Source organism: Pseudonocardia endophytica, from assembly GCF_004339565.1.
In the GTDB taxonomy this organism is placed as follows: domain Bacteria; phylum Actinomycetota; class Actinomycetes; order Mycobacteriales; family Pseudonocardiaceae; genus Pseudonocardia; species Pseudonocardia endophytica.
This window is the reverse complement of sequence record NZ_SMFZ01000001.1, coordinates 714445-727581: the sequence shown is the minus strand read 5'-3', so window position 1 is coordinate 727581 and position 13137 is coordinate 714445. Positions and strand designations below refer to the sequence as shown.

The following is a 13137-nucleotide window of genomic DNA, read 5'->3' as shown; positions in this document are numbered from 1 at the left end:
TCTCAGGTTGAGACGAAGATAGGGTGACCTAAGCTACATCTGGGTGTCACAGTCGGCGTCGTGACAGCGCAGAGCAGCGTGGGAGGTGGCCCGATGACCGATGTGCAGCCGTCGCAGCGGGAACGCCTGGCCCTGTCACGCCACCAGGTCGCCGGTTCGCGGCGCCTGGTGGCGTCGTGGCGGCGCAGCGAGGACTTCCGCGTCTCCCTGGACGCGGTCACGCCGACGTTCGTCGGATCGGTCGACGACGAGTCGCTGTTCTACGAGTCCGGACGCCATGTGCTGACCGGCCTGCAGCGCACGCTCGCCGACGAGCCGGTCAGCCTCATGCTCACCGACTCCGACGGGCTCGTGCTCAGCCGGGTGTGCGGCGAGCGCATCCTGTTGGCCGCGTTGGACGACGTGTTTCTCGCCCCGGGTTTCGACTACTCCGAGTCGCAGGCCGGGACGACGGGTCTCGGGCTCGCGCTCGCCGACCGCACGGCGTCGCTCGTGCGTGGCGAGGAGCACTACTGCACCGGGCTCTGGGGCTACACGTGCGCCGCGGCGCCCGTCGAGGACCCGGACACCGGCGAGGTGATCGGCGCGGTCAACCTCACGACGTGGTCGCAGCAGTCCTACGGCCTGCTGCTGGCGCTCGCCGAGACCGCCGCCCGCAACACCGAGGCGCTGATGCTCGCCCGCGCCCACCACGGACGCGCGCCGCGGCCGAGCCGGCGCGGTCACGTCACCCGGTTCCGCGTCCCGGAGACCGGCGACGCCGTGGAGAAGGACCTGTCGGCGGACTGGCGCACCGCGTTCGACGACGCCGTCGCCGCCTCGGTCGACGGGCGCGGCACCGCCGTGGTCGGCGAGCCGGGAACCGGCCGGGCGACGCTGCTCGGCGCGGCGCTGGCCCAGAGCCGTCCGGGCTGGCGGGTGCTGGTCACCCGGCCGCCGGAACCCGCCGACGTCGATGCCTGGCTCTCGTCGTGGGCCCCTGAGCTGGGCAAACCGCACACGGCGGTCGTGCTCGGCGACGTCGACCGGTTGCCGGTGTGGGCGGCCGCCGAGCTCGCCGCCCGGCTGGACGCCGACGCGGACGCCCCGCCGCCGCTGGCCCTCACCGCGTCCGACGCCTCCGCGATCCCGGCCGGTCTGGCCGAGCGGGTGGACACCGTCGTCGAGATCCCGGCCCTGCGCCACCGCCTGGACGACGTCGTCCCGCTGGCCCGCCACCTCGCCCGCAGGCAGCGCGGGCGCGAGGTCCGGTTCCACCCGGCCGCGGAGCACGCCCTGCAGGGCTACCACTGGCCGGGCAACGTCGAGCAGCTGCGCGAGGTCGTGCGCGCGGCGGCCGCACGCAGCACGTTCGTGACCGTGCGGGACCTGTCGCCGGAGATCTTCAGCGGGCCCGGGCGCAAGCTGACCCGGATCGAGGCGCTCGAGCGCGACGCCATCGTGCGCTGCCTGTCCGACCCGGGCGCGACGCCGGCGCACGCCGCCGAGGAGCTGGGCATGAGCCGGGCGACGATCTACCGGCGCATCGCGCACTACGGGATCCGTCTCCCGAACGACGACCAGTAGAAAGCAATTCCGCATTCGCGTCCCGGGACACGTGTGTCCCGATTTCCCGCAGAAAGGAATTCACGAGAATGACGTATCTGCTGTCCAGACAGGACCATCAGACGTTGACGAAGGTGATCTACGCGGCGTTCCCGCACCGCACGTTCCCCCAGGGGCCCTACCAGCGGGCCGCCGACGCCGTCGTCGAACAGGCGGCCACGAACCCCCGGATGCTGGCCCAGCTCGTGCAGGGCATCGCCGAGCTCGACACCCAGCGTGACGTGCCGTTCGCCGAGCTGGACGTGGCGACCGCAGCCGCCGTGCTGCGCGGCGCCGACGGCAGCCCGTTCGTCACGTCCATCGTGGACAGCGCGATCGTGACGATCTACTCGGACCCCGAGGTGTGGGACCTGCTCGGGTACGAGGGCCCGTCGTTCGACAAGGGCGGATACGTCGACCGCGGATTCGACGACCTCGACTGGCTCCCGGACCCGCAGATCGAGTACGAAGGGCAGATCCAGCGATGACGCGATTCTCCTATGACGATTCCGACGTCGTCGTGGTCGTCGGATCCGGTGCCGGTGGCGGGACGGTCGCCAACGAGCTGTGCCAGCGCGGGTTCAAGACCGTCGTGCTGGAGGCCGGGCCGCACCTGACCGGCCCGGACTACCACCAGGACGAGTGGCCGGCGTTCGCGCAGATGGCATGGGGCGACCCGCGGACCACGTCCGGCTCGTGGCAGGTCGCCACGGACTTCCCGAACCTGCCTGCCTGGCTGGTCAAGGCCGTCGGCGGCACCACAACGCACTGGGCAGGCGCGTGCCCGCGGTTCAAGCCGCACGAGCTCGCCGCGCGCAGCGTCTACGGTGACGTCGAGGGCGCCAGCCTGCTCGACTGGCCGATCGCGCTCGGTGAGCTGGAGCCGTACTACGACAAGGCCGAGATCAAGATGGGGGTCACGCACCGGCACGGCAGGCCCCCGCTGCCCGCGAACAACAACTACAAGGTGTTCGCGAACGGCGCGACGAAGCTCGGCTACAAGTACGTCTCGACCGGCCCTTACGCCACGAACGCCACGCCGTACGACGGCCGCCCGGCCACCGCGCAGGACGGCTTCAACTTCCAGGGCGACAAGCAGGGCTCGAAGTGGTCCACGCTCGTCGCGGAGCTGCCGAAGGCCGAGGCGACCGGCAACCTGGACCTGCGCGCCGACTCGCACGCCGTCCAGATCCTGCACGACGAGGTCACCGGCCGCGCCACCGGCGTGCTCTACGTCGACCGCAACGGTGCGCTGCGCCGCCAGCGCGCGGCCGTCGTCTGCGTGGCCGGCAACTCGATCGAGTCGGCCCGGCTGCTGCTGCTCTCCGAGTCCCCGCAGCACCCGGACGGCCTCGCGAACTCGTCGGGGCAGGTCGGTCGCAACTACATGCGGCACACGACCGGAACGGTGTGGGGCCAGTTCGACAAGCCGGTCCGCATGTACCGCGGGGAGACGATGGCCGGCGTGATCGCCGACGAGTCCCGCCTGGACACCGGACGCGGGTTCACCGGCGGCTACTACATGGAGACGATCTCGCTCGGCCCGGCGTTCCTGGCCAAGTTCGTCGCGCCCGGCAAGTGGGGCTCGCAGCTCACCGAGCTGCTGGACGGCTACCGGAACACGGCGGGCATGTGGATCGTCGGCGAGGACATGCCGCAGGCCGACAACCGGGTCACGCTGTCGGGCGACACGGTCGACGCGCACCAGCTGCCGGTCGCGAACGTGCACTTCGACGACCATCCGAACGACGTCGCCATGCGCAGGCACGGCCAGACGCAGGGTGCCGCGGTCTACAACGCGGTCGGCGCCGTGCGCACGATCGAGACGCCGCCGTACCCGTCGACGCACAACCTCGGGACGTGCCGGATGAGCCAGCGGCCCCGCGACGGCGTCGTGGACCGGTTCGGGCGCACGCACGACGTGCCGAACCTGTTCGTCTCCGACGGCAGCGTGTTCACCACCGGAGCGGCGGCGAACCCGACCCTGACGATCGTCGCGCTGGCCATCCGCCAGGCCGAGTTCATCGCGACCGAGCTGAACAAGGAGCTCGTGGCATGAGCGCACCGACCATCGCACCGCCCGACCCGTACGGCTTCCTGCCCGAGGTCCCGACGTTCACCCTCACCAGCACCGACGTCGCCGACGGCACGCCGCTGGCGTCGCCGCAGGTCAGCGGCATCATGGGCGCGGGAGGGGAGGACCGCTCACCGGAGCTGAGCTGGACCGGGCACCCGACGGCGACCCGGAGCTTCGCGGTCACGTGCTACGACCCGAACGCGCCGACGGCCGCCGGGTTCTGGCACTGGGCCGTGGCCGACATCCCGGCCTCGGTCACCGGGCTCGCCGCCGGGGCGGGCTCCGACGACGGCTGGCTCCTGCCGGAGGGCGCGCTGGCCCTGCGCAACGACGCCGGGCTGCACCGGTACCTCGGCGCGGCTCCGCCGGAGGGCCACGGCGTGCACCACTACTACTTCGTGGTGCACGCGGTGGACGTGCCGCGGATCGGCATCCCGCGCGACGCGGGCGCGTCGTACCTCGGGTTCCTGCTGTTCAGCCACACGCTCGCGCGGGCCACGATCGTCGCCGAGTACGAGCGCTGAGAGATCCGCTCAGCCGGCCGTCACCGCGGTACGTCCCGCGGTGACGGCCCCGGCGAGCGCCAGGACGGCGAGGACCACGAGCAGCACCGGCAACGCGACGGTCGCCGCCGCGAACAGGACCAGCAGCGCACCACCGACACCGGTGAACGCCGCGTTCGCGAGCTGGTCGAGCAGCTGTGCCGACGACGAGTGCGACCCGACGTCGCCCGCCGACGAGTGGGCGAGCGTCAGGTAGGCGATCGAGGAGAACGCCAGCCCCATCCCGGTGCCCGCCACCGCCCACAGCGGCACCGCGAGCCAGCCGGGCAGCCACCCGGCGGCGACCGGGAGCAACGCCAGCTCCGCGGCGGCGATCATGGCGAACCCGGCGCGCAGCAGCCGGGGACGGCTCGCGTCCGGGCGCCTGCCCTGCCAGGCCGCGGCCGCCGACCAGCCCAGCGAGCCGACGATCAGCGGGATGCCCGCCGCCGCGAGCGACCAGCCGTGCACGCTGGTCAGGAGCAGCGGCAGGAACGCGGTCACGGTGAAGAACGCCGCGGCCACCAGACCGCGGGCGCCGACGACGGCCGCGACCCCGCGTCGAAGCCGCAGCACGCCCGACGGCAGCAGCCGCGCCAGCGAGGGCGCCAGAACGGCGAGGGCGACCAGCCCGACGACGAGCCCGGTGACGTCGACGTGCTCCAACGCCCAGCTCAGCCCCGCGACGCCGGCGGCCGCTCCGGCGGCGGCCGGCACGAGGACCGGGCTCCGTTCGCCGGCAGCGCCCTCCGGCCGGCCCGCGGCACGTGCGGCCGGCAGCACCAGCAGGAGCGCCAGCGCGACCAGCGGCACCAGCCCGAGGAACACCCAGTGCCACGACCACAGCTCGGTGACGACGCCGGCGAGCGGCGGGCCGGCCAGCGACGGCACCACCCACGCCGAGGAGATCAGCCCGAACACGGCTGGCCGCGACCGCTCCGGGTACACGGCGGCGACCAGCACGTACACGGCGACACCCTGGACCCCGGCGCCGAGCCCCTGCAGCACGCGCCCGACCAGCAGTTGAGCCAGCGTGTCCGCCGTCCCGGCCGCGATCAGCCCGAGCCCGAACGCGGCGGGAGCGGCGATCAGCGCCATACGCGGGCCGCGCGCGTCGCACCACTGTCCGCCGAGCGCGGTGCCGAACACGGCCGACGCCAGGAACGCCACGAACGGCCACGCGTAGGCCCTGACCTCGCCCAGGTCGGCCATCACGGCGGGCATCGCGGTGCCGACGCCCATCGCCTCGAACGCGATCAGGCTGATCAGCAGCAGGATGCCGATCGTGGTGGCCCGGCGGCTCGGGGTCCACAACTCGGACGTCGTCGTCTTCGGGGGCACCCCGCGAGCATGCGACCTGAACCACGGTCCAGGTCAAGCCGGATGTTGATCACCAGGGGTGATCGTTCCGTGCACACCCGGTGTTTGCCGTCGCTCGACCGGGGTACCAGCCCGTATGAGCACCGTCACACTGTTGATCGTCATCGTGGTCGTCGTGGTGGTGGTCGCCGTGCTCGCGGTGGCCGCGTCGGTGATGTTGCGCAAGCGCCGCTCGGAGCGGCTGCGCGAGGAGTTCGGACCCGAGTACGAGCGGACCCTGCAGGAGTCCGACGATCCGAACGCGGCCGAGGCTGACCTGCGCCGCCGCGAGAAGCAACGGCAGAAGATCCAGCTCCGGGATCTCGACGAGCGCGAGCGCGCGGAGTACCGGCAACGCTGGGACACGATCCAGGGCGGGTTCGTGGACGACCCGGGCCGGGCCGTCGAGCAGGCGGACCGGCTCGTCGTCGACGTGATGTCGGCGCGCGGTTACCCGGCCGAGGACGTCGACCGCAGGGCCGACGACCTGTCCGTCGACTACCCGGTGATCACCCAGCGCTACCGCGAGGCGCGCGACGTCTCCCGGAAGCACGAGTCGGGCCGGGCGGACACCGAGGACCTGCGGGGTGCGGTGACGTCCTACCGCGAGCTGGTGCATGCGCTGCTCGACGACGGCGGGTCGGGCGGTTCCGCGGAGGACCGTGGGGGAGCGGTGCGGGACGGCGACCGCCGGGACGGGCAGGCGGAGCGCAACGGCGTGCTCCCCGGCGACGACCGTCGCGAGCTCCCGCGGGACGACCGGCACGAGGAGCGGGCCGCCGACCGCGCCCGTGATCGTGTGGACGACGACCGCGGGGTGCGCGACGACCGCCCGTCCCGTGACGACGACCGCGCCCGGGACGAGCGCATCGACGATCGGGCCCGGGACGACCGGGACCGCGACCGCGACCGCGACCGCGTCGACGATCGGGCCCGGGACGACCGTGTCGACGATCGGGCCCGGGACGATCGGGACCGTGATCGCGACCGGGACCGTGACGCCGACCGCGCCCGGGACGCCCGGGATCGCGATCGGGACCGCGACCGCGTCGACGATCGGGCCCGGGACGACCGTGTCGACGATCGGGCCCGTGATCGGGACCGGGACCGTGACGACGACCGCGCCCGGGACGACCGCGTCGACGATCGGGCCCGGGACAACCGGGACCGTGATCGGGACCGCCTCGACGACCGGGACGGTGACCACGACCGGGACGGGCGCAGCGTGCGCGACGTCGTGCGGGACAAGGTCACCGGCCGGGACGACGAGCCGCGGCGCGACGGCGGGACGGGCCGGGACCGCGATCCCGACGACGACGGCGTGGCCGACCGGGACCCGCGCCCGGACGACCGTGACCGGGCGGACGAGCGCGACGGTGGCGGCCGGCGTCTTCGCGACGTCGTACGGGACAAGGTCACCGGTACCGACCCCGAGCGTGACGCCCGTGGATCCGGCGGGGCCGGTGACGGGCAGGCGTGGGAGCGCGGCAGGCACGCGTTCCGGACCGAGGACGACCCGCGACGGGAGACCACGACATGACCACGACGGACCGGCCCGGGGACGGCGGCACGGCGGACCTCGCGGGAGACCCGCGGACCGGCGATGACGAGCGGCCCGCGGGCGACCGGCAGCAACGGATGGCCGGGGACGACGGCGACGGCCGGACCGGAACCGACACGGGCGCCACGCTGATCGAGCCGGAACGGGCCCGTGGCTACCAGGACCGGTGGCAGGCGCTCAAGGGCGACTTCGTCGACGAGCCGCGCCGTGCCGTGAAGGACGCGAACGGTCTGGTCGGGGGGAGGTACTCGACGACATCGAGGCCCTGTTCCGCCGTCAGCGCGAACGCCTCGAGCGCGATCTCGACGACCAGGACGCGTCCACCGAGGACCTGCGCCTGGCGCTGAACCGCTACCGCTCGTTCTTCGACCGGCTCCTGACCCTCTGAGCGCGCTCCGCCCGCACCGGTGATCGCCGTCCGAGGAGCTGTCCGATCGTCGCGCGACCGGACAGCTCCACAACGGCCGATCATCGGCTGCGCGCCGTGGCCGGCTCGCGCCGCGATCCGGCTCCGCTCCGCGCGCGGTGATCCGGCCGATGCGTGGTGATCCGGAGAAGGCGTTCGCCCGGACGCGTGTGTGCGCCGGATCGGCGTGCGTATGCCGGATCAGCGTGCGTATGGCGGTCTACGCCAGGCGGTCCAGTACGGCGCGGGTGAGGTCGTCGGTGGTCGCGGTGCCGCCGAGGTCGCGGGTGAGCGTCTCGCCGGTGCGGAGCGTCTCGCGGATCGCGGTCAGTACCTCGGCGCCCGCTTCCGGGTGGCCGAGGTGGTCGAGCATCAGCGACGCCGACCAGATGGCGCCCAGCGGGTTCGCCACGCCCCGGCCGGCGATGTCCGGTGCCGAACCGTGCACCGGCTCGAACATCGACGGGAACTCGCGCTCCGGGTTGAGGTTGCCGGACGGCGCGATCCCGATCGACCCGGCGACGGCGGCGGCGAGATCGGACAGGATGTCCCCGAACAGGTTCGAGGCCACGATCACGTCGAACGACGACGGGTCCAGGACCACCTTCGCGGCGAGCGCGTCGATGTGCTCGGAACGCCAGGTCACGCCCGGGAACGCCGACGCCCGCTCGTCCACGATGGAATCCCAGAACGGCATCGTGTGCACGATCCCGTTCGACTTCGTGGCCGAGGTGACGTGGTTGCGCCGGCGGGTGGCCAGGTCGAACGCGTAGTCCGCGATCCGCGCGACGCCGGTGCGCGTGAACACCGCCTCCTGCACGGCGAGCTCGCCGTCCGTGCCGCGACCGAACCGGCCGCCCACCTCGGAGTACTCGCCCTCGGTGTTCTCCCGGACGACGACGAGGTCCACGCCGCCGTCGGTGTCGCCGGGCCGGGCGCCGGACAGGGGTGAACGGACGCCGTCGAAGACCGTGATCGGGCGGAGGTTCACGTACTGCCGGAACGCGCGGCGGATCGGGATCAGCAGTCCCCACAGCGAGACGTGGTCCGGCACGCCGGCCCAGCCGACGGCGCCGAGCAGGATCGCGTCGTGGTCGCGGATCCGGTCCAGGCCGTCGTCCGGCATCATCGCGCCCTCGGCGGCGTAGCGCTGACAGGACCAGTCGAACTCGTCGTAGCCGAACGAGACGCCGTGCCTGCGCCCGACGGCGTCGAGGACGGCGGTGGCGGGTGGGATCACCTCGGTGCCGATCCCGTCGCCGGGGATCAGGGCGATACGGTGCGCGGTCGTCATGCCCCCAGTGGACACTCCACGTCGGCGGAACGTCGCGCCGGGGGACTGTGACATTCGGTGCCCCTGGGACGAGAGTGAGATCGTGACCGCTCGCATCGTCGCGTTCCGTCCCCTCGCCGCGCTGACCGTCCCGCTCGCCGCATGCCTCGTGCTGGCCGGATGCGGCTCGGCGCCCGCCGCGGCGCCGTCGTCGCCGTCGACGGCAGTGGCGCCGCAACCGGCGGGCGCCCCGGTCACGACCGGAGGCGCCCCGCCGACGGCCGCCGACGGCACCGACTACGCCGCCTGCCGCGACGGCAGCTGCACGGTGGAGGCCCGCCCCGGCACCACGATCGCGTTCGACGAGTCGTTGCGCGTCAGCTCGTTCCGGATCGTCGCGATCGACGGCGACCGGATCAGCATGGCGACGCGGAACCCGAACGGCGGCAGCGGGAGCACCACCACCGGGTCCGGTGGCTCCGGGCAGATCAACGGCCTCGCCTACCGCGTGCTCGACGTCCGGGACGGCGCCGCGATCCTGCAGTTCCAACCCGCGTGACCGGCGGAGCCCCACGTGTGACGATCCGCGGATGCCGCCGGTCCTGCGCACCGCCCGCCCCGAGGACGCCGCGACGATCGAGGAGGTGATGCGCCGGTCGGTGCTCACGCACTTCCCGGCGTACTACGACGAGCGCCAGACCGCATCGGCCGCCCGCTTCACCGCACGTCTGGACCCGATGCTCGTCGACGACGGCACCTACCTCGTGCACGAGGTGGACGGTGAGATCGTCTCCTGTGGAGGGTGGAGCCGCAGGGCGAAGTTGTTCGCCGGTCCGGCGGACGCGGAGGGCGACGACCCGGTCCGGACCATCGACCCGGCCACCGAGCCGGCCCGGATCCGCGCGATGTTCGTCCGCGAGGGCTGGGCTCGACGCGGACTGGCGCGGGAGATCCTGCAGCGCAGCGCCGACGACGCGGCGCGCGCCGGGTTCGGATCGCTGGTCCTGGTCGCGACGCTGGCCGGTGTGCCGCTCTACCGCGCGTTCGGGTTCGCCGGACGCGAGACGGTCCCGATCGTGCACCCGGACGGCGTCGAGCTCGAGGGCCTGCTGATGGACCGCGCGGTCAGCGGCTGACACGGCGACCGGCGAGCACGCCGGCCAGGGCCAGCACGACGATCCCGCACAGCGGTACCACGAGCAGCCCCACCCGCAGGCTCGTCGCGTCCGCGATCACGCCCACCACCGGCGGCGACACCAGGAACCCGACCCGCATCAGCCAGGTGACGATCGTCAGCCCGGTGCCGGCGGCCAGGCCGGGCAACGCGTCGGCTGCGGACATCGCGGCCGGGACGAGCGTGGCGACGCCGAGCCCGGCCAGCCCGAACCCGGCGATCGTGCCGGGTACCGAGGGGAACGCCAGCGCCAGTCCCATCCCGCCGGCGACGAGCAGGCCGCCGACCCGCGCGACGGCCCGCTGCCCGAACCGGTCGACGAGCCGGTCACCGGTCAGCCGCCCCACGAACTGCAGGCCCTGCAGCGCGACGAAGCCCAGACCGGCCGTCGCGGCCGCGGCGCCGAGCGACCCCTGCAGGTAGATCGCGGCCCACGTCTGCCCGGAGTCCTCGACGAGCGTGCCGGAGTTCGCGATCACGCCGAACGCGAGCAGGAGCAGCAGCACGCGCGGGGCCAGGCCGGCCCACGGTCGTCGCGACGACGGGGTGTCGGCCGCCGGGGAGCGCTCGGCGTCCTCGGGGCCGGGCAGCAGCAACCGGTACACGGCGATCGCGACGGCCGCCGAGGTCACCGACGACACCCCGAGGTGCAGCGACAGCGGGACGGCCAGCCCGGCGGCGGCCGCTCCCATCAGCCCACCGAGGACGGCGCCGACGCTCCAGGCGGCGTGGAACGAGTTGAGGATCGAGCGGCCGTAGCGGCGCTGCACGCGCAGGCCGTGCGCGTTCTGCGCGACGTCGACGATCGCGTCGGACGCGCCGGCCAGGAACATCGCGGCGGCCAGCAGCGCCCCGTTCGGCGCGAACGAGATCAGCACGATGCCCGCGCCGATGGCCGCCATGCCGAACGTCGCCACCCGCGACGACCGGAACCGCGCGACCAGTGCTCCGGCGGCCAGGCCGGCGACCAGCGCACCGAACGGGAACGCGGCGACCGCGACGCCGAACCACGCGTTCGTCAGGCCCAGCGAGTCCTTGATCTCCGGATAGCGGGGGAGGACGTTCGAGAACACCAGGCCGTTCGTGGCGAACACCAGCGCGACGCCGGCCCTGGCACGCCGTTCCGTGCGTCCCGGACCGCTCGCCAGAGTTTGTTCCGCCACGGAACAAGCATGCACGACGGTCCGCCATGATGTCGATCGGGTCCGCTCGGCCGCTGCGGTCCGGCAGCCGGATCACGGCACGTTCGAGCGACGCCCGCATCTCGGTCTCGGTCCGTGCCCGCGCGCGGGCCCGCCGCAGCCCGTCGGCGATCGTGACGCCGTCACCGAACGCGCCGATCCCCCGCGGGTCCACAGAGGAGCTGCGTGCCATGGAGATCCACACCTTCCGCCACGCGGGCGGGATCACCAGCCCGTCGATCCGGGCCCGGACGCTCGCGTCGGTGACCGCCGTCCCGTCGGCGCCGGTGTAGCTCCAGCCCCGGCCGCGCCGACGGCGGGTGATGCCGTGACGGTAGGGAACCGCCTTCGTCAGTCGCACCCTTGCGGACCACCCGCGCCGGCCCGGCTCATTCGGTGTCCGCGCCGGGCTTCCCGTCCGCCAGGAACGAGTGCGTCCGTCCGTAGACGGCGTAGACGATCAGGCCGAGGACGAGCCAGCCGACGAACCGCAGCCAGGTGGCCAGGTCGAGGTTGAGCATCAGGAACAGGCAGGCGACGGCCGTGAGTCCCGGAACGATCGGCGAGAACGGGACCGTGAACGGCCGCTCGAGGTCCGGACGGCTGCGCCGCAGCACCGGCACGGCGACCGCCACCAGGATCATCGCGGCCAGCGCGCCGATCGAGACCATGTCCGACAGCGCGGTGATCGGGGTGAACGCGGCGATCACCGCGCACACCACGGCACCGATGATCGTCATCCGGTGCGGCGTGCCGAACTTCGGGTGCGCCGTGCCGATCGGCTTCGGCAGCAGCCCGTCGCGACCCATCGCGTAGCCGATCCGGCCGATCGTCACCAGCTCGACCATCATCACCGACGTCAGACCCGTCACCGCGCCGATCGCGATCAGCGCGCCGACCCAGGACAGCCCGACGGAGGAGAACGCGGCCGAGAGCGGCGCGCCGTCGTCGATCCGGTCGTAGGGGACCATCGCGGTCAGCACGAGCGACACCAGCACGTAGAGCACGGCGCACAGCGCGAGCGCGCCGAGAAGGCCGATCTTGAGGTCGCGGTCCGGGCGGCGGGTCTCCTCGCCGAGGTTGGCCAGCGCCTCGAAGCCGGTGTAGGCGAAGAACACGACGGCCGCGGCGGTGAGCATGCCGCCGATGCCGTACGTCGACGGCTCCAGGCCGAACACGCCGGACAGCACCGGCGAGGTGAGCAGCGAGCCGCCCTCCGGCGCCTGAGCCGGCGGCACGAACGGGGTCAGGTTGTCCGCGTTGAAGAAGAACAGCCCGGCGACGATCACCAGAACGGCCACCGCGACCTTCACGAGCACCAGCACGTTCGTCAGCCGTGCGGACTGCCGGATGCCGGTGACCGCGACGACGGTGAGCAGCGCGATGATCACGACGGCGCCCACGTTGACCGTCGCGTCCTCCCCGAACCACTGCGACGGCAGACCGAACAGGTCGGCCAGGTAGCCGGACCAGCTGCGCGACACGGTCGCCAGCCCGAGCCCGAACTCCAGCAACAGGTCCCAGCCGATGATCCAGGCGAAGACCTCGCCGAGCGTGGCGAACGTGTACGTGTACGCGGACCCCGCGGTCGGTACGGACGACGCGAGCTCGGCGTAGCAGAGCGCGGCCAGTGCGGCCACGACCGCGCCGATCGCGAACGAGACCGTCACGGCCGGGCCGGCGTTGTCCTTCGCCTCCACGCCGGCGAGCGTGAAGATCCCGGTCCCGATGATGATCCCGACGCCGAAGCCGACGAGGTCGCGCGCCTTCAGGGTCTTGCTGAGCGACGAGTCGGCGGTGCGGCGCAGGATGCGCTCGACCGGCAGCGTCCGAGTGACCGACATCGGCGCACCGTAGTTCGGTCGTGGCGGTCCGTCACCCCGGACACGGCGACGGTGCCCGGACCGTGACGTCGAGGTGAACTCCGCCGCGCTGATCCCCCTCGATCGGCGCAAACGGGCACTATCGGTGGCACAGGGA

Annotated in this window: 13 protein-coding genes and 1 pseudogene; 9 read left to right on the top strand and 5 right to left on the bottom strand. The window is 73.1% G+C overall.

Translation table 11 applies throughout. The features are described from left to right. Window positions 1-93 precede the first annotated feature (93 nt). The 4 genes from EV378_RS02925 (at window position 94) to EV378_RS02910 (ending at window position 4185) form a co-directional block, all read left to right on the top strand. Window positions 94-1566, top strand: coding sequence for an AAA-type ATPase lid domain-containing protein (locus EV378_RS02925; RefSeq protein WP_132421200.1), 1473 nt, complete (start codon window positions 94-96; stop codon window positions 1564-1566). 68 nt (window positions 1567-1634) lie between these two features. Then, window positions 1635-2072 carry a hypothetical protein gene (locus EV378_RS02920; protein WP_243653236.1) on the top strand — a complete coding sequence of 146 codons (438 nt, stop codon included), beginning with the start codon at window positions 1635-1637 and terminating at the stop codon, window positions 2070-2072. Continuing rightward, window positions 2069-3643: a GMC family oxidoreductase gene (locus EV378_RS02915; RefSeq protein WP_132421199.1), complete on the top strand. Its 1575-nt coding sequence runs from the start codon at window positions 2069-2071 to the stop codon at window positions 3641-3643. Before EV378_RS02920 ends, EV378_RS02915 begins: the two co-directional genes overlap by 4 nt. After that, the gene (locus EV378_RS02910; RefSeq protein WP_132421198.1) at window positions 3640-4185 is read left to right on the top strand and encodes a YbhB/YbcL family Raf kinase inhibitor-like protein; all 546 of its coding nucleotides are present in this window, start codon (window positions 3640-3642) and stop codon (window positions 4183-4185) included. The genes EV378_RS02915 and EV378_RS02910 overlap by 4 nt, the downstream gene beginning before the upstream one ends. Before the next feature lie 9 nt (window positions 4186-4194). Here the strand turns inward: EV378_RS02910 and EV378_RS02905 are convergent, their stop codons facing one another. Beyond that, window positions 4195-5544: an MFS transporter gene (locus EV378_RS02905; RefSeq protein WP_243653235.1), complete on the bottom strand. Its 1350-nt coding sequence runs from the start codon at window positions 5542-5544 to the stop codon at window positions 4195-4197. A gap of 133 nt (window positions 5545-5677) precedes the next feature. Between EV378_RS02905 and EV378_RS35770 the strand changes: the two genes are divergently transcribed. Then, window positions 5678-7102 carry a hypothetical protein gene (locus EV378_RS35770; protein WP_207908557.1) on the top strand — a complete coding sequence of 475 codons (1425 nt, stop codon included), beginning with the start codon at window positions 5678-5680 and terminating at the stop codon, window positions 7100-7102. Beyond that, entirely contained in the window at window positions 7099-7470 is a 372-nt protein-coding gene (locus tag EV378_RS02895) for a hypothetical protein (RefSeq protein ID WP_132421197.1), read from the top strand. Before EV378_RS35770 ends, EV378_RS02895 begins: the two co-directional genes overlap by 4 nt. Before the next feature lie 279 nt (window positions 7471-7749). Here EV378_RS02895 and EV378_RS02890 read toward each other — a convergent pair whose 3' ends face one another. Next, window positions 7750-8823, bottom strand: coding sequence for a tartrate dehydrogenase (locus EV378_RS02890; RefSeq protein WP_132421196.1), 1074 nt, complete (start codon window positions 8821-8823; stop codon window positions 7750-7752). Between the two features lie 82 nt (window positions 8824-8905). Here EV378_RS02890 and EV378_RS02885 point away from each other — a divergent pair, with 82 nt between their 5' ends. After that, window positions 8906-9361, top strand: a complete 456-nt coding sequence (locus EV378_RS02885) for a hypothetical protein (protein ID WP_132421195.1) — start codon at window positions 8906-8908, stop codon at window positions 9359-9361. Between the two features lie 31 nt (window positions 9362-9392). After that, on the top strand, window positions 9393-9938 hold the full coding sequence (locus EV378_RS02880; RefSeq protein WP_132421194.1) for a GNAT family N-acetyltransferase: 546 nt from the start codon (window positions 9393-9395) through the stop codon (window positions 9936-9938). On the opposite strand, the gene EV378_RS02875 is transcribed toward EV378_RS02880, so the two are convergent. Continuing rightward, window positions 9928-11139, bottom strand: coding sequence for an MFS transporter (locus EV378_RS02875; protein WP_132421193.1), 1212 nt, complete (start codon window positions 11137-11139; stop codon window positions 9928-9930). The genes EV378_RS02880 and EV378_RS02875 overlap by 11 nt on opposite strands. A gap of 29 nt (window positions 11140-11168) precedes the next feature. Between EV378_RS02875 and EV378_RS02870 the strand changes: the two genes are divergently transcribed. Further along, window positions 11169-11450, top strand: a complete 282-nt coding sequence (locus EV378_RS02870) for a hypothetical protein (RefSeq protein WP_132421192.1) — start codon at window positions 11169-11171, stop codon at window positions 11448-11450. On the opposite strand, the pseudogene EV378_RS36870 reads toward EV378_RS02870, so the two are convergent. Continuing rightward, window positions 11396-11518 (bottom strand): annotated as a pseudogene (locus EV378_RS36870) (DNA topoisomerase IB); the annotation flags it as partial. The gene EV378_RS02870 and the pseudogene EV378_RS36870 overlap by 55 nt on opposite strands. Window positions 11519-11546: 28 nt before the next feature. Further along, a complete protein-coding gene (locus EV378_RS02865) occupies window positions 11547-13001 on the bottom strand; it encodes an APC family permease (protein WP_132421191.1) in 1455 nt (484 codons plus the stop codon). Window positions 13002-13137 lie beyond the last annotated feature (136 nt).